General features: G+C 65.8%; 19 protein-coding genes and 2 tRNA genes. 14 read left to right on the top strand and 7 right to left on the bottom strand.

Going from position 1 to position 20,834, the window contains the following annotated elements; genetic code table 11:
* Nucleotides 1-19 precede the first annotated feature (19 nt).
* From G6N24_RS12475 to G6N24_RS12465, 3 genes are all read right to left on the bottom strand, one after another.
* The gene (locus G6N24_RS12475; protein ID WP_085162961.1) at nt 20-1,711 is read right to left on the bottom strand and encodes a glycoside hydrolase family 13 protein; all 1,692 of its coding nucleotides are present in this window, start codon (nt 1,709-1,711) and stop codon (nt 20-22) included.
* Nucleotides 1,711-2,109 (bottom strand): globin, encoded by a 399-nt coding sequence (locus tag G6N24_RS12470; protein WP_085162987.1) that lies wholly within the window; start codon nt 2,107-2,109, stop codon nt 1,711-1,713. The genes G6N24_RS12475 and G6N24_RS12470 overlap by 1 nt, the downstream gene beginning before the upstream one ends.
* 95 nt (nt 2,110-2,204) lie before the next feature.
* Entirely contained in the window at nt 2,205-2,966 is a 762-nt protein-coding gene (locus G6N24_RS12465) for a hypothetical protein (protein WP_085162960.1), read from the bottom strand.
* 246 nt (nt 2,967-3,212) lie between these two features.
* On the opposite strand from G6N24_RS12465, the gene G6N24_RS12460 reads away from it, so the two are divergent.
* From G6N24_RS12460 to G6N24_RS12450, 3 genes are all read left to right on the top strand, one after another.
* Nucleotides 3,213-3,887: an HNH endonuclease gene (locus G6N24_RS12460; protein ID WP_085162959.1), complete on the top strand. Its 675-nt coding sequence runs from the start codon at nt 3,213-3,215 to the stop codon at nt 3,885-3,887.
* A gap of 65 nt (nt 3,888-3,952) precedes the next feature.
* The gene (gene ctaJ / locus G6N24_RS12455) at nt 3,953-4,189 is read left to right on the top strand and encodes an aa3-type cytochrome oxidase subunit CtaJ (protein WP_085162986.1); all 237 of its coding nucleotides are present in this window, start codon (nt 3,953-3,955) and stop codon (nt 4,187-4,189) included.
* Nucleotides 4,176-4,643, top strand: coding sequence for a DUF5130 domain-containing protein (locus G6N24_RS12450; RefSeq protein ID WP_085162958.1), 468 nt, complete (start codon nt 4,176-4,178; stop codon nt 4,641-4,643). Before ctaJ ends, G6N24_RS12450 begins: the two co-directional genes overlap by 14 nt.
* A gap of 339 nt (nt 4,644-4,982) precedes the next feature.
* Here G6N24_RS12450 and pepN read toward each other — a convergent pair whose 3' ends face one another.
* Nucleotides 4,983-7,574, bottom strand: a complete 2,592-nt coding sequence (gene pepN / locus G6N24_RS12445; protein WP_085162957.1) for an aminopeptidase N — start codon at nt 7,572-7,574, stop codon at nt 4,983-4,985.
* A 102-nt stretch (nt 7,575-7,676) separates the two neighbouring features.
* On the opposite strand from pepN, the gene G6N24_RS12440 reads away from it, so the two are divergent.
* The 3 genes from G6N24_RS12440 to G6N24_RS12430 are packed head-to-tail and all read left to right on the top strand — an operon-like array spanning nt 7,677 to nt 9,650.
* Complete coding sequence (locus tag G6N24_RS12440) at nt 7,677-8,288, top strand: Rv2466c family mycothiol-dependent reductase (protein WP_085162956.1); 612 nt, start codon at nt 7,677-7,679, stop codon at nt 8,286-8,288.
* 54 nt (nt 8,289-8,342) lie between these two features.
* Nucleotides 8,343-8,822 carry a ribose-5-phosphate isomerase gene (locus G6N24_RS12435; RefSeq protein WP_085162985.1) on the top strand — a complete coding sequence of 160 codons (480 nt, stop codon included), beginning with the start codon at nt 8,343-8,345 and terminating at the stop codon, nt 8,820-8,822.
* Between the two features lie 9 nt (nt 8,823-8,831).
* Nucleotides 8,832-9,650 (top strand): Fpg/Nei family DNA glycosylase, encoded by an 819-nt coding sequence (locus G6N24_RS12430; protein WP_085162955.1) that lies wholly within the window; start codon nt 8,832-8,834, stop codon nt 9,648-9,650.
* A 12-nt stretch (nt 9,651-9,662) separates the two neighbouring features.
* Here the strand turns inward: G6N24_RS12430 and G6N24_RS12425 are convergent, their stop codons facing one another.
* Both G6N24_RS12425 and G6N24_RS12420 read right to left on the bottom strand, forming a co-directional pair.
* A complete protein-coding gene (locus G6N24_RS12425) occupies nt 9,663-10,841 on the bottom strand; it encodes a serine hydrolase domain-containing protein (RefSeq protein ID WP_085162954.1) in 1,179 nt (392 codons plus the stop codon).
* 32 nt (nt 10,842-10,873) lie between these two features.
* Nucleotides 10,874-10,944: transfer RNA gene (locus G6N24_RS12420), tRNA-Gly, on the bottom strand.
* Nucleotides 10,945-11,078: 134 nt separating this feature from the next.
* Between G6N24_RS12420 and G6N24_RS12415 the strand changes: the two genes are divergently transcribed.
* From G6N24_RS12415 to clpP2, 4 genes are all read left to right on the top strand, one after another.
* Nucleotides 11,079-11,155: transfer RNA gene (locus G6N24_RS12415), tRNA-Pro, on the top strand.
* Between the two features lie 34 nt (nt 11,156-11,189).
* Nucleotides 11,190-12,587 (top strand): trigger factor, encoded by a 1,398-nt coding sequence (gene tig / locus G6N24_RS12410; protein ID WP_163745500.1) that lies wholly within the window; start codon nt 11,190-11,192, stop codon nt 12,585-12,587.
* A gap of 116 nt (nt 12,588-12,703) precedes the next feature.
* Complete coding sequence (clpP1, locus tag G6N24_RS12405; RefSeq protein WP_085162952.1) at nt 12,704-13,288, top strand: ATP-dependent CLP protease proteolytic subunit ClpP1; 585 nt, start codon at nt 12,704-12,706, stop codon at nt 13,286-13,288.
* Nucleotides 13,285-13,920 (top strand): ATP-dependent CLP protease proteolytic subunit ClpP2, encoded by a 636-nt coding sequence (clpP2, locus tag G6N24_RS12400; RefSeq protein ID WP_085162951.1) that lies wholly within the window; start codon nt 13,285-13,287, stop codon nt 13,918-13,920. The genes clpP1 and clpP2 overlap by 4 nt, the downstream gene beginning before the upstream one ends.
* 54 nt (nt 13,921-13,974) lie before the next feature.
* On the opposite strand, the gene mmuM is transcribed toward clpP2, so the two are convergent.
* Nucleotides 13,975-14,853 (bottom strand): homocysteine S-methyltransferase, encoded by an 879-nt coding sequence (gene mmuM / locus G6N24_RS12395; protein ID WP_085162950.1) that lies wholly within the window; start codon nt 14,851-14,853, stop codon nt 13,975-13,977.
* A 295-nt stretch (nt 14,854-15,148) separates the two neighbouring features.
* On the opposite strand from mmuM, the gene clpX reads away from it, so the two are divergent.
* From clpX to mobA, 4 genes are all read left to right on the top strand, one after another.
* Nucleotides 15,149-16,429: an ATP-dependent Clp protease ATP-binding subunit ClpX gene (gene clpX / locus G6N24_RS12390; RefSeq protein WP_036456241.1), complete on the top strand. Its 1,281-nt coding sequence runs from the start codon at nt 15,149-15,151 to the stop codon at nt 16,427-16,429.
* A gap of 274 nt (nt 16,430-16,703) precedes the next feature.
* Nucleotides 16,704-18,650 carry a 2-oxoacid:acceptor oxidoreductase subunit alpha gene (locus G6N24_RS12385; protein ID WP_139822631.1) on the top strand — a complete coding sequence of 649 codons (1,947 nt, stop codon included), beginning with the start codon at nt 16,704-16,706 and terminating at the stop codon, nt 18,648-18,650.
* Entirely contained in the window at nt 18,647-19,738 is a 1,092-nt protein-coding gene (locus G6N24_RS12380; protein ID WP_085162948.1) for a 2-oxoacid:ferredoxin oxidoreductase subunit beta, read from the top strand. Before G6N24_RS12385 ends, G6N24_RS12380 begins: the two co-directional genes overlap by 4 nt.
* Before the next feature lies 1 nt (nt 19,739).
* The gene (gene mobA, locus G6N24_RS12375) at nt 19,740-20,348 is read left to right on the top strand and encodes a molybdenum cofactor guanylyltransferase (protein ID WP_139822630.1); all 609 of its coding nucleotides are present in this window, start codon (nt 19,740-19,742) and stop codon (nt 20,346-20,348) included.
* Nucleotides 20,349-20,834 lie beyond the last annotated feature (486 nt).

Raw genomic sequence — 20,834 nt, 5'->3', positions numbered from 1 at the left:
ACTGCGAGCTGGTAGGTAGCTACACCAGCCAGGCCGCGCTGTCGGGCGGCAACTTGCCGTCCACCAACGGCGAGCTCGCCAGGATGAGTTTCCCGTCGGGTAGCCCCACGGGATCCTCGCCGGCGTTGAGCACACACACAAGCCCGCCGCCACACCTCCGGAACACTAGTGTATTCCTAGGAGCACCAAGCCATTCGATCTCAGTACCTTCGAATTCATCACGCTCCCTGCGTAATTCGAGCGCTCGCCGAAAGAACGACAAGGTGGAGTCGGGATCTGCGCGCTGCTTTTCGACGGTCCACGCCGCCCATTCCGCGGGCATCGGCAACCAAGTGTCGGCACACGTCGAGAATCCGAACGGGGGAGCCTCGCCCGACCACGGGATCGGAACCCGGCAGCGATCGCGGCCGCGTTCGGTGTGCCCCGAGCGTTCCCACGTCGGGTCCTGCAGCACCTCGTCGGGCAGGTCCACGTCCGGCAACCCGAGTTCCTGCCCGTTGTAGATGAATACCGCGCCCGGCAGGGCGAGCATCAGCATCGCCATGGCCCGCGCCCGGCGCAGCCCGACGTCGCCGCCGCCGTACCGGGTGACCTCCCGGCCCACATCATGGTTGGCCAGCGTCCACGTGGGGGTGGCGTTTTCCAGCGCCGCGGCCTCGAGCGAGTTCAGCACCGCGTCGTGGATTTCGCCTGCGTCGAAATCGGTTCGGGTCAGCCGGAAATTGAAGCCGAGATGCAGTTCGTCGGCCCGCACGTATTCGGCCCAGCGGGCGTTGTCGTGGACCCAGACCTCGCCGACGGTTACCGCTCCGGGATAGTCGTCGATCACCGCGCGGATATCGCGATGGATCGCGTGCACGTGGGGGCGATTGAAGCGTGGGTCGTCATCGAGGTGGTGCAGCACCTCGATGTCCAGGTACTCCGAGTCCGGCAGGCCTGGCGGCTTGGCCATCCCGTGTGCGACGTCGATGCGGAAGCCGTCCACCCCGCGTTCCAGCCAGAAGCGCAGCGTCTTCTCGAAGTCGTCAAACGTATCGGGGTTGTCCCAGTTCAGATCGGGCTGCTCGGTGTCGAAGAGGTGCAGATACCACTGGCCGGGGTTGCCGTCCGGCTCGACCACCCGTGTCCAGGCTGGTCCGCCGAACACCGACTCCCAGTTGTTCGGCGGCAGCGCCCCGCTGGGCCCGCGGCCGTCGCGAAAGAAATAGCGATCCCGCGCGGCGCCCCCCGGGCCGGCGGCCAGCGCCGCCTGAAACCACGGGTGCGCCGAACTGGTGTGGTTGGGCACCACGTCCATGGTGACCTTGATGCCCCGCCGGTGCGCCGCGGCGATCAGGCGTTCGAACGCGGCCATGCCGCCGAACAGCGGGTCAATGTCTCGTGGATCGGAGACGTCGTAGCCATGGTCGGCCATCGGTGAGACGGTGACCGGGTTGATCCAGACGCCGTCGATGCCGAGCCATTCCAGATGGTCCAGCCGGGCCGCCAGCCCCCCGAGGTCACCGACCCCGTCGCCGTTGCTGTCGGCGAACGACCGCGGGTACACCTGGTAGAACACCGCACGCGACCACCACGGCTCCGGTCGACGAGCGCGTGCGCGAGGAGAGTCGGGGCCCGTCCGACCCGGCTCCGGTCGACGAGCGCGTGCGCGAGGAGAGTCGGGGCCCGTCCGACCTGAGCCGTCACCGGGCTCCGTTTCTTGGCTGGACATCAAAACCAGGAGTTGACGAGGGAGTGGGCGGCCATCTCCAGATAGTCCAGCAATTGACGGCGATGCTCGTCGTCGAGGGTATCCGAATCGATGGAGGCGACGGCGGTGTGCATGCACCGCAGCCACGCGTCGCGCTCGATCGGGGTGATCCGGAACGGGGCATGCCGCATCCGCAGCCGAGGGTGGCCACGCTGGTCGGAGTAGGTTCGTGGGCCACCCCAGTACTGCTCGAGGAACATCCGCAACCGTTCTTCGGCGCCCGCCAGGTCGTCCGCGGGATACAGCTCACGCAATATTTCGTCCTCGGGGACCTGCGCGTAAAAGCGCGACACGATCGCATTGAACGTCTCGGTGCCGCCGACCGCTTCGTAGAAAGACTGCTGTGGTACCGGTTCCATCGCCTCCATTGTGGTCCATGACCGGGCGGCACGGCGGGCCATGTCGCCTGCAGGCTGCGCGCGCAGCTCGCGGCATGGCACACGGGTTACTGCTCTTACCGATCTTCGTTCGACCGTGCCGGGCGGCGTGCGCCGAATCGTTGCTTGGCGCGCGCCATCTCGGCGGTAAGCCTCTCCAACAAGTCGCGCAGCGGCGACGGCGGCAGCCCCGCGCCGCCGGATTCGAACAAGGTCAGCTCGAGGCCTTCCCGGGCGCACTCGACGAAGGCCCACGGTATCCCGGGTTCGTCGGCACCTAAGCGTTCGCTGATGGTCGCCACCGTGTGCTCCTGCAGCCGAGCCATCTCTGCCAGCACCGACATGAGGCGATGCTCGTAACGAGCCCGTCGCGCAGCGGTATCGTCGCCGGCCTCCTGTGGATGCCCGTGTTCAGGCGAAATGCTGACGCAACCATCGGCGTCGACAACGAAGCCCTCATTGCGCGCGTCCGTTTCGATCGCAGATCTTTGACGGTCGAGGGCGCCCATCCCGGAGATACAGTCACCTATCGCTTGCAGTGCCGTCTCGAGCCGGTGCGGCAACTCGCGGCGCCGAGGCTCGACGCGGTCGGCCGCGTCGCGCTGTGCCAGCCCCTTCTCGATGCCACGCTTGGCCGCTAGAGCCGCCCGTCTGGATTGCGAGAAGTTCAGCGCTGCGGGCAACGCCGGATCTGGCTCTGTGATCTCGATGATGCGGTTCATCGACGCGAGCAGCTCCTCCACCGCTGCGCGCGGAGCGAGCGGATTTCGGGCGCGGCGTCGATAAAGCTCGGCTGTCGTGCCGTCATCGCCGAACGGAGCCGCCGAATCCTTAGCCATCACACTTCCCGCTCGCCGGTTCTCGCATGGAATGCCCCGCTCATACGGTCGCTTGTCACGTTCCTCGACCGCCGCGCGTAGGTCGTCGAGCGATGGCTACGGGCATTATCCCCCCGGCGGCAGCCCGGCGATGCACGACGAAATCCGTGCCCCAATACCCCCCGTTCACCGGTTCGACACGGCGTGGGCGCACCAATTGGCGTGCAGTTGGCAGCGAATCATGGTGGACTGTTCCGCGGAGGATTTATGGCGCATGCGAAGAAGCGCCGCGGCCACCGCGGTTCCGGTGTCGCGGCAGGCCTAGCCGGGCACGCACCCGCCCCATCTCTGCACAGTGTCTACTCCCACCACCTCACCCCCGGTGCCGACACCCATCCGCCGAACCGCCACGACAGCGCGTCGATCTGGAATCGGCGTCGGGTGCTGCTGCTGAACTCGACCTATGAGCCGCTCACCGCGTTGCCGATGCGACGGGCGATCGTCATGGTGATCTGTGGGAAGGCCGACGTGGTGCACGATGATCCGGCCGGGCCGGTCATCCACTCGGCGACCAGGTCTATCGTGGTGCCGTCGGTGATCCAGCTGCGGTCCTATGTGCGGGTGCCCTACCGAGCCCGAGTCCCGATGACCCGTGCTGCGCTGATGCACCGCGACCGGTTCTGCTGCGCCTATTGCGGCGCAAAGGCCGACACCGTCGACCACGTGGTGCCACGCAGCCGCGGCGGGGACCACTCCTGGGAGAACTGCGTCGCCTGCTGCTCGACCTGCAACCACCGCAAGGGTGACAAGCTGCTCGCCGAGCTCGGCTGGGCGTTGCGCCGTGTGCCGCTACCACCGACGGGCCAGCACTGGCGACTGTTGTCGACGGTCAAGGAGCTGGATCCGGCGTGGGCGCGATACCTCGGTGAAGGCGCTGCGTAACGAAATCGCGTGTCCTAAGTGCCCGGTTCATTCCCCGTTGGGATACCGTTTGCGTCGTGAGCATTCTGCAGATCCACCTCTTGTTCGTGGGAATTCCGTTGTTGGTGGTTGCTGTGCTGGCGGGTCTGATCTTTTCCCGCAAGGGGCCCCACCCCGCGACCTACCAATTGTCGGAGCCGTGGACACATCCGCCGATCCTGTGGGCCGCCACCGACGAGGTTGTCGGCGACGCCCACAGCGGACATGGGGGCCATGAGGCATCGGAGTTCACGATTGGGGGTGGCGCCAGTGGCACGTGGTGATGTCGCGACGATCGAGCACACCAAGCTGCCGAAGGGTTGGGTGCTCACCACCAGCGGACGAATCTCTGGCGTCACCGAGCCGGGGGAAGTGTCCGTGCACTACCCGTTCCCAATCAAGGACCTCGTCGCCGTGGACGACGCGCTCAAGTACGGCTCGCGCTCGTCCAACGCGCGGTTCGCGATTTATCTCGGCGACCTGGGCAGCGACACCGCCGCGCGGGCCCGGGAGATTCTGGCCAAGGTGCCGACGCCCGACAACGCGGTGCTGCTCGCCGTCTCACCCGAGCAGTGCGCCATCGAGGTGGTCTACGGCTCGCAGCTGCGGGGTCGCGGCGCCGAGTCGGCCGCACCGCTTGGGGTCGCCGCCGCTGCGTCGGCGTTCGAGCAGGGCAGCCTGATCGACGGGCTGGTCAGCGCGATCCGCGTGCTCAGTTCGGGGATTTCGCCGGCGTAGCGCGCCGGTTAGCTCGCCGACCCTGCGGTCAGCGCGGCGATCGGAGCGATTTGGTCGCACTGAGCGCAGTCTCGATCACACGGCCTCGTCCCCGCCCTGACGGCGGATGTTCGAATAGGCAGTGGACAGACGGGGTTCGCTGACTGCCTGATCTAGGCATGACCTCACCCTGCACACCCCGTTGGGTTCGACCGGTTCACGCTCGCCGGCGGCAGCCCGACCGACACCGCGGGCGCGCCGCCCTCGAGGAATTGCCGCCCGACCCGGCGGCCCTCGCCGCGATGGCCGCGTCCTACGGCATCGAGATCCTGGGGCCGCCTCCTGCCCCGTGACCGACCGTCATGCCGCGTCGAAGCTACGCGCCCTAAGCGCCCGCTTCACGCCCGCTTGACCCTCGAGCACCAGCCGGCGCAATGCCGGCGGCACCTCAGATTCCGGGGCGGTCAGAAAACTGTCGGCGGCAGCGATGCCCGCCTCGCTGATGTCCCAATGGGGATACAGGCCGACCACCACCGATTGCGCGACCTCGCTGGACCGTCGCGCCCAGACTCCCGGGATGGCTTCGAAGTAGCGCGCAGTCAACGGCTCGAGCAGCTCGCCTTGTCCCGGAGCGGCGATGCCCGCGATTATCGCGCGGCCGGTGGCGTTGGCCAGGGTGTCGTCCTCGACGACGGTGGTGAATGCCCTGTCCTTGACGTCGAACTGCGGCCGCGCCGCGGCGGCCTGGGCGGCGTGCCGCTTGCCCGCCGCCGTCGGGTCCCGTTGCGCTTCGGCGTCGATCCGCGGCGTCTGCGGGCCGTCGGCGTCGATGGCGCCTGCGGTTGCCAGCGCGGTCACGATGCGCCACCGCAAGTCGGTGTCCACCGTCAAGCCGCCCAATCCCTGCTCAACGGGGTCCGCGTCGAGTAGCAGCCTCAGTGTCTCCACGTGACGCGGCGACAACACCGACGAGCACAGCGCGTTGACGAAGGCGAGCTGGTGATCCGATCCGGGCTCGGCAGACCGCGCCAATTCCAGCACCCGGTCGGCGTACTGCGGCCAGCCAACCTCGCGGGCCCAGCCCGGCTCGGCATAGGAACCCAGCGCGGTCTGCGCCTGCAACAACAGCCGCTGTGCCACCCCGACCTCGGTTTCGGCGTACACGCCGCCGGACACCAACGACACGAAGTCGCGGGCACGCAATTCGGCCTCGCGGGTCATCTCCCAGGCCGCCGACCACACCAGCGTGCGGGGCAGCGGCTCGGCGATATCGGCAATGCGCGCGAGTGCCGTTCGCAGCGACTGGGCGTCCAGCCGCAGTGAGCAGTAGGTGAGGTCGTCGTCGTTGACCAGGATCAGTTTGCCGCGCGAAACGCCAACCAGCGCAGGAACATCCGTGCTCGACCCCGAGACGTCAAGTTCCTCCCGGTGGACACGCACCAGTTTCCCGGACCCGTCGTCGTCGTAAATGCCCACCGCCAGCCGGTGCACCCGGGTCTCGCCCGCGCCGGGCGCGGCGCCGCTCTGGGTCACCGCGAACCGGGTGAATCTGCCCCCATTGCCGTCGGTGCCGTCGACGTCGAAATCCGCCCGCAATGTGTTGAGCCCGGTGGTCTTCAGCCATTGCTGGCCCCAGTTCGACAAGTCGCGGCCGGAGGCGTTCTCCAGCGCGGCGATCAGATCGTCGAATGTGGCATTCCCGAATGCGTGCGTGCGGAAGTAATCCCGAAGCCCAGCCAGGAAGTGCTCCAGGCCCACGTAGGCAACGAGCTGCTTGAGCACCGAAGCGCCCTTGGCGTAAGTAATTCCGTCGAAGTTCACCTCGACCGCCGCCAGGTCGGGGATGTCGGCGGCGATCGGGTGCGTCGACGGCAACTGGTCCTGGCGGTACGCCCACGACTTTTCGACGTTCGCGAAGGTGGTCCACGCTTCGGTGTATTCGGTCGCCTCGCTTTGACACAGCACCGACGCGAAGGTGGCGAAGGATTCGTTTAGCCACAGGTCGTCCCACCAGCTCATGGTGACCAGGTCGCCGAACCACATGTGGGCCATCTCGTGCAGCACCGTCTCCGCGCGCCGTTCGTAGGAAGCCCGGGTGACCTTGCTGCGGAAGACGTAGTCCTCCAGAAACGTCACCGCGCCGGCGTTTTCCATCGCGCCTGCGTTGAACTCCGGGACAAACAGCTGGTCGTATTTGCCGAACGCATAGGGCAGGCCAAAGTGCTTGTGGTAGAAGCCAAATCCCTGTTTGGTCTGGGTGAACAGCCGCTCGGCGTCCATGTGTTGGGCCAGCGAGGCCCGGCAGTAGATGCCCAGCGGGATTTCCCCGTGTTCATCGCGATAAGTGTCCGTCCACTCGGCGTATGGCCCGGCGATCAGCGCCACCAGGTAGGTGCTCATCCGCGGTGTGGTGGCGAAGGTGTGTACGCCGTTTGCGACGTCCGTCGTCGCGCCGTTGGAAATCACCTTCCAGTGCTCGGGCGCGGTCACCCGCACGTCGAACGTGGCCTTGAGGTCGGGCTGGTCGAAGCAGGCGAACATGCGCTTGGCGTCGGCGGTTTCGAATTGCGAGTACAGGTACGTCTCGCCGTCCACCGGGTCGACGAAGCGATGCAGGCCCTCGCCGGTGTTGGAATAGCGGCAGTCGGCGTCGACCACGACGACATTGCGGTCGGCCAGTCCGCGCAGCGGAATCCCGGTCGATTCGTCATACCCGGAGACATCGAGCTGCCGACCGTTGAGGCTGGCGTTGCGGACGGTGTCGGCGGCGATGTCGATGACCGTCTCGGCGCCGGCGAGCGCGTCGAAGACCACGGTGGTGGTGGAGCGGAAAGTGCGTTCGCCCGGGGCGCCCCTACCGTCGGTCACGTCGAGGTTGATCCGGTAGCTGTCGACGGTGATCAGGGCGGCGCGTTCGACCGCCTGGTCACGGGTGAGGTTTGGAAGGGCCACGCGCTCTAACTTAAACGTGCCGGCGGGAACAGGCGCGGGGCCACTGGTGTTGTTCAGGGTTGTCCTGAACGGTGATTCGACCCTGGACGAAAGGACCGCAGCATGCCCGCAAAGTCTGTCGCCGATTTCTGGTTCGACCCGCTCTGCCCGTGGTGTTGGATCACCTCGCGTTGGATTCTCGAGGTGGAGAAGGTTCGCGATATCGAGGTGAACTTCCACGTCATGAGCCTGGCGATACTCAACGAAAACCGGAAAGATCTGCCCGAGCAATATCGGGAAGGACTGGCGAAGGCCTGGGGACCGGTGCGGGTGGCCATTGCCGCCGAGCAGGCCCACGGTGCCAAGGTGCTGGACCCGCTTTACACCGCGATGGGCACCCGGATTCACAACGAGGACAACAAGGACCTCGACGAGGTCATCACGCTATCGCTGGCCGACGCGGGCTTGCCCGCGGAACTGGCCGAGGCCGCAACCAGCGACGCCTACGACGAGGCCCTGCGCACGAGCCACCACGCCGGGATGGACGCGGTCGGAGACGACGTCGGCACGCCCACCATCCACGTCAACGGTGTGGCATTCTTCGGGCCGGTGCTCTCGAAGATTCCGCGCGGCGAGGAGGCCGGCAAGCTCTGGGACGCCGCGGTCACGTTCGCGTCCTACCCGCACTTCTTCGAGCTCAAGCGGACCCGCACCGAGCCGCCTCAATTCGACTGAGCCGCGCGCTGACCCACGCCGGATGCCGCGACGGTGTCGGGCACAATGTCCAGCATGCGCGTCTACCTGGGTTCTGACCATGCCGGATTCGAGCTCAAGCAGCAGATCATCGAGTACCTCGAGAAATCAGGGCACGAGCCGATCGACTGCGGCGCGTTCAGCTACGACGCGGACGACGACTACCCGGCGTTTTGCATCGCCGCGGCGACGCGCACGGTGGCCGACCCGGGTAGCTTGGGCATCGTGCTGGGCGGATCGGGCAACGGTGAACAGATCGCCGCCAACAAGGTGCCCGGAGCCCGCTGCGCGCTGGCATGGAGCGTCCAGACCGCGACATTGGCCCGTGAACACAACAACGCCCAGTTGATCGGCATCGGCGGCCGCATGCACACCGTCGCCGAGGCGCTCGCCATCGTTGACGCCTTCATGACCACTCCGTGGTCGAACGCCGAACGCCACCAACGACGTATCGACATTCTCGCCGAATACGAACGCACCCATGAAGCGCCGCCGGTGCCCGGCGCGCGGGCCTGAAAGACAACCGTGCCCGAGGGGCATACCCTGCACCGGCTCGCCCGTCTGCACCAGCGCCGGTTCGCCGGCGCGCCGGTGGCCGTCTCCAGCCCGCAGGGCAGATTCGCCGACTCGGCCGCCGCTGTGGACGGTCGGGTGTTGCGGCGCACCAGCGTGTGGGGCAAGCACCTCTTCCATCACTACGTAGACGGTCCGGTTGACGGCCCGATCGTCCACGTGCATCTCGGGCTCTACGGCACCTTCACCGAATGGGCACGGCCCGCGGGTGCGCCCGTCCCGGAACCGGTCGGGCAGGTGCGGATGCGAATGGTCGGCGCCGACTACGGCACCGACTTGCGGGGCCCCACGGTATGCGAGGTGATCGACGAAAGCCAGGTCAGCGACGTGCTGGCCCGACTGGGCCCCGACCCGCTGCGCAACGACGCCGACCCAGCGTGGGCGTGGACCCGAATCACGAAGTCCCGCAGGCCCATTGGCGCGCTGCTGATGGACCAGACGGTCATCGCCGGCGTCGGTAACGTCTACCGCAGCGAGTTGCTGTTTCGGCACCGTATCGACCCGTTCCGGCCTGGGCAGCGGATCACCGAGGCGGAGTTCGACGCCGTATGGACCGATCTGGTGGCGCTGATGAAAATCGGTTTGCGTCGCGGCAAGATCATCGTGGTGCGTCCCGAGCACGACCACGGCCCGCCCTCATACCTGCCGGACCGACCCCGCACCTACGTCTACCGCCGTGCCGGCGACCGATGCCGGGTGTGCGCAACGACGATCCGCACCGCCGTGCTGGAAGGCCGCAACGTGTTCTGGTGTCCCACCTGCCAAGCGTGACAACGCGTCTGCTCACTTCACCCCGAGGGCGGCGTAGACCTCGTTGGACAGGGCGAGGCTGCGCGGGTCGGCGTTGGCCTTGGTGGCGTCGAACCTGTTCATCACGTACGCGTAGCCGATCCGGTGCTCGAGATCGACGAAGCCGAAGGAGCCGCCCAGCCCGCCGTGGCCGAAGATCCGCCGGTTGGGCCCGTTGATGCCACGCTGGTTGAGCATGTAGCCCAGACCCCACCCGTGGTCGGCGACCCGGGGGCCGAGCACCAGGTCGGTGTCGAACCCGCCCTGCGACACCCGGACGAGGTCCATGTGCTCGCGGCTGAGCAATTTCTCCTGCGCGAGCGCGTTGTAGAACGTCGCCAATCCCAGCGCCGACACGTGGCCGTTGGTGCCGGGGAACTCGAGCTGGCGCCACAGTTGCAGGTCGTTGGAGCCGAGTTCGTCGTCGGGGGCGAAACCCATCGAGATCGACAGCGCCGCCTTGGGGTGCTCGGCCAGGGTGGTGGGATAGCCGGGGGCGTGGACGTCGGCGAGCATTTGGCGGATGTGCGGCTTGTTCACCCGATCGGCGCAGCGGTGTTGTTCGGCCGGGGACAAGCCGATGTGGACGTCGGCGCCCAGCGGCTCGGCGATCTCGGTGCGCAGGTACTGGCCGACGGTGCGACCGCTGACACGGCGGAACACCTCGCCGAGGATGAAGCCGAACGTGGTCATGTGGTAGCCCTGGGCGGTGCCGGGCTCCCACCACGGCTCGGCGGCGGCCAGTTGCTCGCAGACGAAGTCCCAGTCGGCGACTTTTTCCCAGCTCATGCGGGTGCGTGGCGCGATGACGCCCGATCGGTGGCTCATCACCATGGCCAGCGAGATGGCTTCCTTGCCCGCCTGCCCGAACTCGGGCCAATACCGCGCGACGGGCGCCTGCAGGTCCAGTTCACCGCGGTCGGCGAGTTGGTGGACGCAGGTGGCGGTCAGGCCCTTGGTGCCGGAGAGCACCGTGGCCAGAGTGTCTTGTTGCCAGGGCCGGCTACCGGAGGCGTCGGCGGACCCGCCCCAGAGGTTGACGACGAGATCACCGTCCACCCACACCGCAACGGCTGCGCCGACCTCGTTGCGCAGCTCGAAGTTGAGCTCGAATGCGTCACGCACTCGGCCGAACTCGGGCGCGCATGAGCCTTTGATGTCGACTTCGCCCATGGCGCCTTTCTGTCGAGCGAATGCCTTGCCCGAGCGGGCGACGGGAATCGAACCCGCGTCGCTAGTTTGGAAGACTAGGGCTCTACCATTGAGCTACGCCCGCGTGTATTAGTCGAGCGAGACTGTACGTGGTGGCAGAGATCAAATCTAATCGACGCGGTTACGTGACCGTTCTGTGAGGCTGGTGAGGTCGCTGCGGGGCTGGCGCCGTCGGGCCGTAGGATCGCGAGGTCAGTGCGGGGTGTAGCGCAGCTTGGTAGCGCATCCGCTTTGGGAGCGGAAGGCCGCAGGTTCAAATCCTGTCACCCCGACCAACACTCACCGGCAGAACGACAACAAGGAGCACCCGTGAAGAGCACCGTCGAACAGTTGAGCCCGACGCGGGTTCGCATCAATGTGGAGGTGCCTTTCGCCGAGCTCGAGCCCGATTTCCAGCGGGCCTACAAGGAGCTGGCCAAACAGGTGCGGCTGCCCGGCTTCCGGCCGGGAAAGGCGCCGGTCAGGCTGCTTGAGGCGCGTTTCGGTCGGGAGCAGATGCTCGATCAAATCGTCAACGATGCGCTGCCCAGCCGCTACGGTCAGGCGCTGGCCGAGTCGGAAATTCAGCCGCTCGGCCGGCCCAACATCGAGGTGACCAAGAAGGTGTACGGCCAGGACCTGGCTTTCACTGCCGAGGTCGACGTCCGTCCCAAGATCACTCTTCCGGACCTGAGCGCGCTGACGGTCTCGGTGGATCCGATCGAGGTCAGCGACGACGACGTCGATGCCGAACTGCAGTCATTGCGCGCCCGGTTCGGCACCCTCACCGGGGTCGACCGGCCGGTGGCCGTCGGCGACTTCGTCTCGATCGACTTGTCCGCCACCGTCGACGGCGAGGACGTACCGGGCGCCGCCGCCGAAGGCCTGACCCACGAGGTCGGCTCCGGCCGGCTGATCGCAGGCCTCGACGACGCGCTCGTCGGGTTGTCCGCTGACGAGTCCCGGGTCTTCACCGCCAAACTGGCGACCGGCGAGCACGCCGGAGATGATGCGCAAGTTACCGTCACCGTCAGGTCCATCAAGGAACGCGAGCTGCCCGAACCCGACGATGAATTCGCGCAATTGGCCAGCGAGTTCGACACCATTGACGAGCTGCGGGCCAACCTTCGCGACCAGGTGCGCCAGGTGAAACGGGCCGCGCAGGCCGAGCAGATTCGCAACGCCACGATCGACGCCCTGCTCGAGCAGGTCGACGTGCCGTTGCCGGAGTCGTACGTGCAGGCCCAGTACGACAGCGTCATACACAGCGCGCTCAGCGGCCTCAACCACGACGAGGCCAGGTTCAATGAGCTGCTCGTCGAGCAGGGGTCGTCGCGCGAGGCGTTCGACGCCGAGGCGCGCAGCGCCTCAGAGAAGGACGTCAAGAGGCAGCTGTTGCTGGATGCGTTGGCCGATGACCTCAAGGTCCAGGTCGGCCAGGACGACCTGACGGAACGACTGCTGACGACGTCCCGCCAGTACGGCATCGAGCCGCAGCAGCTGTTTGGCTACCTTCAGGAGAACAACCAGCTGCCGTCGATGTTTGCCGACGTCCGGCGCGAGCTGGCCATCAGGGCGGTGGCCCAGGCGGCCACGGTCACCGACACCGACGGGAACGCGATCGACACCAGCGAGATTTTCGGCAAGCGCGCCCAGGCCGACGAGGCCGCCGCGACCGACGAGGACGGCCAGGCCGACGCTGACGAGGCCGACGAGGCCGCTCCATGACGCTGTGAGCGAACGCGCCGGTTTCAGGGGCGCGCGACCGCCACACAACGGGCCCGGTTGGTTAGGGTCGGTGCATAGCAGAACTCCAGAAAGCAGGTAAGCCAGTCGTGACTGTCATGCGTTCGAACTCGCAGGGTCTATCCCTCACGGACTCGGTCTATGAGCGCTTGCTGTCCGAGCGCATCATCTTCCTGGGTTCGGAGGTGAACGACGAAATCGCCAACCGGCTGTGCGCACAGATTTTGCTGCTCGCCGCCGAAGACGCCACCAAGGACATCTCGTTGTACATCAACTCCCCGGGTGGATCGATCAGCGCCGGGATGGCGATCTACGACACCATGGTGCTGGCGCCTTGTGACATCGCCACCTACGCGATGGGCATGGCCGCATCGATGGGCGAATTTCTTTTGGCGGCGGGCACCAAGGGTAAGCGCTACGCGCTGCCGCACGCACGCATCCTGATGCACCAGCCGCTGGGCGGGGTGACCGGTAGCGCGGCCGACATCGCCATCCAGGCCGAGCAATTCGCCGTCATCAAGAAAGAGATGTTCCGGCTCAACGCCGAATTCACCGGCCAGCCGATCGAACGCATCGAGGCGGATTCGGATCGCGACCGCTGGTTCACCGCCCAGGAAGCCCTGGAATACGGTTTCGTCGACCACATCATCACCCGCGCCCAAGTCAACGGAGAAGCGCAATGAATCCTTACATCCAACCCCAGGCGCGGTACATCCTGCCGTCGTTCATCGAGCACTCCAGCTTCGGCGTCAAGGAATCCAACCCCTACAACAAGCTGTTCGAGGAACGCATCATCTTTCTCGGCGTCCAGGTCGACGACGCGTCCGCGAACGACATCATGGCGCAGCTGTTGGTGTTGGAGTCGCTGGATCCCGACCGTGACATCACCATGTACATCAACTCGCCGGGTGGTGGCTTCACGTCGCTGATGGCGATCTACGACACCATGCAGTACGTGCGGGCCGACATCCAGACGGTGTGCCTGGGACAGGCCGCCTCGGCGGCTGCGGTGCTGCTGGCCGCCGGAACGCCGGGGAAGCGGATGGCGCTGCCCAACGCCCGGGTGCTGATCCACCAGCCGTCGCTGTCGGGCGTGATCCAGGGGCAATTCTCCGATCTCGAGATCCAGGCCGCGGAGATCGAGCGGATGCGCACCCTGATGGAGGCCACGCTGGCCCGCCACACCGGCAAGGACGCCGCGGTGATCCGCAAGGACACCGACCGGGACAAGATCCTGACCGCGGAGGAAGCCAAGGACTACGGCATCATCGACACCGTGCTCGAGTACCGGAAGCTTTCCGCGCAGACCGCCTAACTTTCCTGCCGAGTAGACGTAAAAGCCCCCAAAACCGGTGGTTTTCGGGGGCTTTTACGTCTGTTCGCGCAGGAGGGCCGCCACCGCAGCGATGTCGGCCGGCCCGACCCGGCAGCAACCGCCGATGATGCGCGCCCCGGCCGCAGCCCACTGGCGGGCAAGCTGCCCGGAAAATCGCCGCGATCCCGTCCAGGCGCGGCCGTTCCAGCGCTCACCGCTATTGGGGTAGACGATCACCGGCTTGCCGATGTCTGCGATAGCGATTGCCGGTAGCACGTCGCCCGGGGCGCAGCAGTTGACGCCGATCGCGACGATCTCCGGCACCCCCTCGGCCACCGCGAACGCGTCGGCGAGGGGTTGTCCGGCGCGGGTGCGCGTCCCGGAAATCGTGTAGCTGAGCCAGGCCGGCACGCCAAGGCCGTGCACCAAGTTGACGAGTGCCTCGGCTTCGTCGACATCGGGGATGGTTTCCAGGGCGAGCACGTCCGCGCCGGCGGCCGCCAATACCTCCAGCCGCGGCCGATGCCACCGGGTTAGCCCCGCGACGGACAGGCCATAGCGCCCGCGATATTCGGACCCGTCGGCGAGCGCCGCACCATACGGCCCGATCGAGGCGGCGACCCAGAGACCGTCTTTGCCGACTTCTTCTCGTGCGGTCATCGCGAGTTCGACGCTGCGGCGCAGCAGCGCGCCGGCATCGTCCCGGCCAATCCCATGAGCCGCGAAGCCCTCGAACGATGCTTGGTAACTGGCCGTCGTGGCGATCTTCGCGCCGGCGCGAAAATACGCGGCATGCACCGCGATGATCTCCTGTGGAGCGTCCAGCAGCAGCCTCGCCGACCATAGGGGATCGGACAGGTCGTGACCGCGGGCCTCGAGCTCGGTGGCCAGGCCGCCATCGCCGATCAGCACCGAATCGCCGATCAATCCCACGAAGTCACTGTAGGGTGTGCACCCGGGGGGTCCGGCGCGACGGGTCCGCCGGCTTGCGGGCCTCGGTCGCGTAACGAGCGCGACACGCCCAGAACACGGATTGCGCGTTGTTCGCAAGTGAGGGGTGCCGTCGGGCTATATGTTTCATTCGGACGGGAAGACGTGAACAACCACGAATACCAAGGACGCTATTCGGCGCTAACGGTCGCGGCGGGCCGGAGCAAGCGGGTAGCGTCGTGGGATACAGGCGACACAGCAAGACGAACGGCGAACAGGAAGTAGGCCCTGAAGCATCATGGCGCGCATTGGAGATGGCGGTGACCTGCTGAAGTGTTCGTTCTGTGGGAAGAGCCAAAAGCAGGTCAAGAAACTCATTGCGGGCCCCGGCGTGTATATCTGCGATGAGTGCATCGACCTGTGCAACGAGATCATCGAAGAGGAACTCGCCGACGCCGACGATGTGAAACTCGATGAGCTGCCCAAGCCCGTCGAGATCCGGGAGTTCCTCGAGGGCTATGTCATTGGGCAGGACACCGCCAAGCGCACGCTGGCCGTCGCCGTCTACAACCATTACAAGCGGATCCAGGCCGGTGAGAAGAGCCGCGACTCTAGATGCGAGCCAGTCGAGCTGACCAAGTCCAACATCTTGATGCTCGGGCCTACCGGCTGTGGCAAGACCTACCTGGCTCAGACGCTGGCCAAGATGCTCAACGTGCCGTTCGCCATTGCCGATGCCACCGCGTTGACCGAGGCCGGCTACGTCGGTGAGGACGTCGAGAACATTTTGCTCAAGCTCATTCAGGCCGCCGACTACGACGTCAAGCGCGCCGAGACCGGCATCATTTACATCGACGAGGTCGACAAGATCGCCCGCAAGAGCGAGAACCCGTCGATTACGCGCGACGTCTCCGGTGAAGGCGTCCAGCAGGCCCTGCTGAAGATTCTCGAGGGCACCCAGGCATCGGTTCCCCCGCAGGGTGGCCGCAAGCACCCACACCAAGAGTTCATCCAGATCGACACCACGAACGTGCTGTTCATCGTCGCGGGCGCGTTCGCCGGGTTGGAAAAGATCATCTACGAGCGAGTCGGAAAGCGTGGCCTGGGCTTCGGCGCCGAAGTTCGCTCGAAGGCCGAGATCGACACCACCGACCACTTTGCCGATGTGATGCCCGAGGACCTGATCAAGTTCGGTTTGATCCCCGAATTCATTGGCCGCCTGCCCGTAGTCGCCTCGGTCACCAACCTGGACAAGGAGTCGTTGGTCAAGATCTTGTCCGAGCCGAAGAACGCACTGGTCAAGCAGTACACCCGGTTGTTCGAGATGGACGGCGTGGAGTTGGAGTTCACCGACGATGCGCTGGAGGCAATCGCCGATCAAGCGATTCATCGTGGCACCGGCGCCCGCGGTCTTCGGGCGATCATGGAAGAAGTCCTGTTGCCCGTGATGTACGACATTCCCAGCCGCGACGATGTCGCCAAAGTGGTCGTCACCAAGGAGACCGTGCAGGACAACGTGCTGCCGACCATCGTGCCGCGCAAGCCGTCGCGTTCCGAGCGCCGCGATAAGAGTGCCTAGCGCGCGGCCCGCAATCGGACTCGGGGAAAGTGACCAACACCACAGTTTGATTTCGCTGTTGCCACCAACCCCTGCTGATCCCCTTCTGACTTCGGCTTTTGGTTCTGCGCACCCCGTGTACGCAGGCTCGGAGCCGGCCATTTACCCAAAAACAAGTGCCATAATTGATACCGCCAGTGACACAAAACGTGAGTGCGCCGGAGTCGCTCCGACGACGCGTAACCTGATCTGCAATGCGGAGTGCCTGTCCGGATAACAGATGGAAGGCGGAGACGTGGATCCGAACGGCAGCAGAGCCCGGCCAGAGTCTCATATCGGGCCCCAACGGCAGCGCCTGGAAAATGTCGTTATCCGCTTCGCCGGTGACTCGGGCGACGGAATGCAGCTGACCGGCGACCGGTTCACCTCGGAGGCAGCGCTTTTCGGTAACGACCTGGCGACCCAACCGAACTACCCCGCCGAGATCCGAGCCCCCGCGGGCACCCTCCCCGGAGTTTCGTCCTTCCAGATTCAAATCGCCGACCACGACGTCCTGACCGCCGGTGACCGGCCCGATGTGCTTGTCGCAATGAACCCGGCAGCACTGAAGGCAAACATAGGCGACCTGCCGCGTGGCGGAATGGTCATCGCGAATTCCGACGAGTTCACCAAGCGCAACCTGATGAAGGTGGGCTACGTGACGAATCCGCTGGAGTCTGACGAGCTCGAGGAGTACGTCGTGCACGCGGTCGCCATGACGACGCTCACGCTGGGCGCTGTCGAGGCGATCGGCGCATCGAAGAAAGACGGCCAGCGCGCCAAGAACATGTTCGCCCTCGGCCTGTTGTCATGGATGTACGGGCGGGAACTCGAGCACAGCGAAGCCTTCATCAGGGAGAAGTTCGCTCGCAAGCCCGAGATCGCGGAGGCCAACGTGCTGGCCCTCAAGGCGGGCTGGAATTACGGCGAAACCACCGAGGCTTTCGGCACCAGCTACGAGGTCTCGCCGGCGACGCTGCCGGCCGGCGAGTACCGACAGATCTCCGGCAACACCGCGCTGGCCTACGGAATCGTCGCCGCCGGTCAGCTCGCGGGCATCCCGGTTGTCCTCGGCAGCTATCCGATCACGCCGGCGTCGGACATTCTGCACGAGCTGTCCAAGCACAAAAACTTCAACGTGATCACCTTCCAGGCGGAAGACGAGATCGGTGGCATCTGCGCCGCGCTGGGCGCGGCTTACGGCGGTGCGCTGGGAGTCACCAGCACATCGGGGCCGGGCATTTCGCTGAAGTCCGAAGCGCTCGGGCTGGGTGTGATGACCGAATTGCCGTTGATTGTCATCGACGTGCAGCGGGGCGGGCCGTCGACCGGTCTGCCCACCAAAACCGAGCAGGCCGACCTGCTTCAGGCGCTCTACGGCCGCAACGGAGAATCGCCGGTGGCCGTAATCGCGCCGCGGTCTCCCTCCGACTGCTTCGAGACCGCCCTCGAAGCGGTGCGCATCGCGGTGTCGTACCACACTCCGGTGATCGTGTTGTCCGACGGCGCGATCGCGAACGGCTCCGAGCCTTGGCGGATCCCGGACGTCGGTTCGCTGCGGCCCATCAGGCACACCTTCGCCAAACCGGACGAGCCCTTCCAGCCCTACGCTCGCGACCCCAAAACGCTCGCCCGCCAATTCGCCGTTCCGGGTACTCCCGGCCTGGAACACCGCATCGGCGGCTTGGAAGCGGCGAACGGCTCGGGCAACATCTCCTACGAGCCCGTCAACCACGACCTCATGGTTCGGTTGCGCCAGGCCAAGATCGACGGCATTCGGGTGCCCGATCTGGAGGTCGACGATCCGACCGGAGACGCCGAACTGCTGCTGATTGGGTGGGGCAGTTCCTACGGCCCGATCGGGGAGGCCTGCCGGCGGGCACGCCGCAAGGGCATCAAGGTCGCGCATGCGCATCTGCGGTATCTGAGCCCCTTCCCGGCCAACCTCGGTGACGTCCTGCGAAGCTACCCGCAGGTGGTTGCGCCCGAGATGAACTTGGGTCAGCTGGCGCTGGTGCTGCGCGGCAAGTACTTGGTCGACGTGCAATCGGTCAGCAAGGTCCAGGGTGTCTCGTTCCTGGCCGACGAAATAGGGCGCGTCATCCGTGCCGCGCTAGGCGGGACCCTGGCCGAAATTGAACAAGACAAGACGATGGTCGCCAGACTGGCGGCGGCCACGGTCGAAGCGGGAGCTAGCGCATGACCGACCTGATCGGGAATCTGGCGGGCACAGACCTCGGGTTGACTCCGAGGTTGACCAAGAACGATGGGGTGCCCACCACGGACCAGCCGCAAAAAGGCAAGGACTTCACCAGTGACCAGGAGGTGCGCTGGTGCCCGGGCTGCGGCGACTACGTCATCCTGAACACCATCCGCAACTTTCTGCCCGAACTCGGGCTGCGCCGCGAGAACATCGTGTTCATCAGCGGCATCGGCTGCTCCAGCCGGTTCCCGTACTACCTGGAGACCTACGGATTTCACTCGATCCACGGCCGTGCGCCTGCGATAGCCACCGGCCTGGCGCTGGCCCGCGAGGATCTTTCGGTGTGGGTGGTCACCGGCGACGGTGACTCATTGTCGATCGGCGGCAACCACCTGATCCACGCGCTGCGCCGCAACGTCAACATCACCATCCTGCTGTTCAACAACCGGATCTACGGGCTGACCAAGGGTCAGTACTCGCCGACCTCGGAGGTCGGCAAGGTCACCAAGTCCACGCCGATGGGTTCGCTGGATCACCCGTTCAACCCGGTGTCATTGGCGCTGGGTGCCGAGGCGACCTTTGTGGGGCGCGCACTGGACTCCGACCGCAACGGGCTCACCGAGGTGCTACGCGCCGCCGCGCAGCATCGCGGCGCCGCCCTGGTCGAAATCCTGCAGGATTGCCCGATCTTCAACGACGGCTCGTTCGACGCGCTCCGCAAGGAGGGCGCCGAAGAGCGGGTGATCAATGTCCGGCACGGCGAGCCAATCGTCTTCGGCGCCAATGGTGAGTACTGCGTCGTGAAGTCCGGCTTCGGCCTCGATGTGGCCAAGACAGCCGACGTGTCCGTCGAGGAGATCGTCGTGCACGACGCGCACGCCGACGATGCGGCCTATGCGTTCGCATTGTCGCGTCTGTCCGATCAAAACCTCGACCACACCGTGCTGGGGATCTTCCGGCACGTCAGCCGGCCCACCTACGATGACGCGGCGCGCTCGCAGGTCGATGCCGCGCAGAGCTCGATCCCGTCCGACGCCGCCGCGCTGCAATCGCTGCTGCGCGGGCGCGACACCTGGACCGTCGACTGACGTGGCTACGTCGGTGCCTGACGCCGTGTCCTTGGCCGGGGTCATACTCGCCGGAGGCGAATCGCGGCGCATGGGTCGCGACAAAGCCACCCTGCCGTTCCCGGAGGGCAGCGCCACCACGCTGGTCGAGCATGTGGTCGGCGTTGTCGGCCAGCGATGCGAGCCGGTGTTCGTGATGGCCGCCCCCGGCCAACCGTTGCCCGCGCTACAGGTGCCGGTCATCCGCGATGACCTGCGGGGGCTGGGACCGTTGCCGGCGACCGGGCGTGGGCTGCGTGCGGCTGCCGAGGCGGGTGCCCGGCTGGCGTTCGTCTGCGCTGTCGACATGCCCTTTCTGACCGTCGAATTGATCGATGGGCTCGCCCGCCGTGCGATCGAGACCAACGCCGAAGTGGTGCTGCCTTGGGACGGTCGCAGCCATTACCTGGCCGCGGTGTACCGTACCGACCTGGCCGACCGGGTCGATGCACTGGTGGCTGCCGGCGTGCGCAGGATGAGCGCCCTTGCGGACGCTTCGGATTCGCAGCGGATCGTGATGTCGGATTCCCGGTCGCTGACCAACGTCAATGCGGCGGCCGACCTGCGCACCACCGGTGCGGCGTTAAATTAGGCAAGAATTTACAAAGATTGGCGGATATCAGGCCTTTCTGCCGAGCATTCTGAATTAAAATGTTATTAGCGGCAACCGCAAAATCTGCAATTCCAACGGTCGGCCACGGGCCATCTTACCCGAGACGGTGAAGGTGTGCCGTATTATGTTGCAGGCCAGACTATTTGGGTTTCAGATGGGCATCGGTGCGCGGGCAAATCATCAACTGGCATACGGCTGCGACACGATCCGTCCGGGCGCTCAGGTGGCATCGCGACGGCGATCTGCGCTCATTACTGGGCGGTGCCCAATGATGATGACGGACAACGTTATTAGATATGGTTGGTGAGTACCGCAGTCGTCCTCGTGAGTTTGAGGTGATGCATCCGCCAGCTGTTGGTCGGCGAATAATGCTATAGCACAATGCCTTTGGATCTAACCGCTGAACGCGGCGGCCCATGTTCAGATGGCAACGTGTGTTGTGCCAGCAAAGCTGGCGCGGCCTAA

The organism is Mycobacterium lacus (assembly GCF_010731535.1).
Classification (GTDB): Bacteria; Actinomycetota; Actinomycetes; order Mycobacteriales; family Mycobacteriaceae; genus Mycobacterium; species Mycobacterium lacus.
The sequence above is the reverse complement of the archived record's forward strand: the minus strand, read 5'-3'. Positions and strand labels throughout refer to the sequence as shown.

What these genes read in the sequence shown, in the direction of transcription:
- G6N24_RS12475 (WP_085162961.1), bottom strand. Translation starts at nt 1,711, where the DNA reads ATGTCCAGCCAAGAAACGGAGCCCGGTGACGGCTCAGGTCGGACGGGC.
- G6N24_RS12470 (WP_085162987.1), bottom strand. Translation starts at nt 2,109, where the DNA reads ATGGAACCGGTACCACAGCAGTCTTTCTACGAAGCGGTCGGCGGCACC.
- G6N24_RS12465 (WP_085162960.1), bottom strand. Translation starts at nt 2,966, where the DNA reads ATGGCTAAGGATTCGGCGGCTCCGTTCGGCGATGACGGCACGACAGCC.
- G6N24_RS12460 (WP_085162959.1), top strand. Translation starts at nt 3,213, where the DNA reads ATGGCGCATGCGAAGAAGCGCCGCGGCCACCGCGGTTCCGGTGTCGCG.
- G6N24_RS12440 (WP_085162956.1), top strand. Translation starts at nt 7,677, where the DNA reads ATGCCCGCAAAGTCTGTCGCCGATTTCTGGTTCGACCCGCTCTGCCCG.
- G6N24_RS12435 (WP_085162985.1), top strand. Translation starts at nt 8,343, where the DNA reads ATGCGCGTCTACCTGGGTTCTGACCATGCCGGATTCGAGCTCAAGCAG.
- G6N24_RS12425 (WP_085162954.1), bottom strand. Translation starts at nt 10,841, where the DNA reads ATGGGCGAAGTCGACATCAAAGGCTCATGCGCGCCCGAGTTCGGCCGA.
- clpP1 (WP_085162952.1), top strand. Translation starts at nt 12,704, where the DNA reads ATGCGTTCGAACTCGCAGGGTCTATCCCTCACGGACTCGGTCTATGAG.
- clpP2 (WP_085162951.1), top strand. Translation starts at nt 13,285, where the DNA reads ATGAATCCTTACATCCAACCCCAGGCGCGGTACATCCTGCCGTCGTTC.
- clpX (WP_036456241.1), top strand. Translation starts at nt 15,149, where the DNA reads ATGGCGCGCATTGGAGATGGCGGTGACCTGCTGAAGTGTTCGTTCTGT.
- G6N24_RS12380 (WP_085162948.1), top strand. Translation starts at nt 18,647, where the DNA reads ATGACCGACCTGATCGGGAATCTGGCGGGCACAGACCTCGGGTTGACT.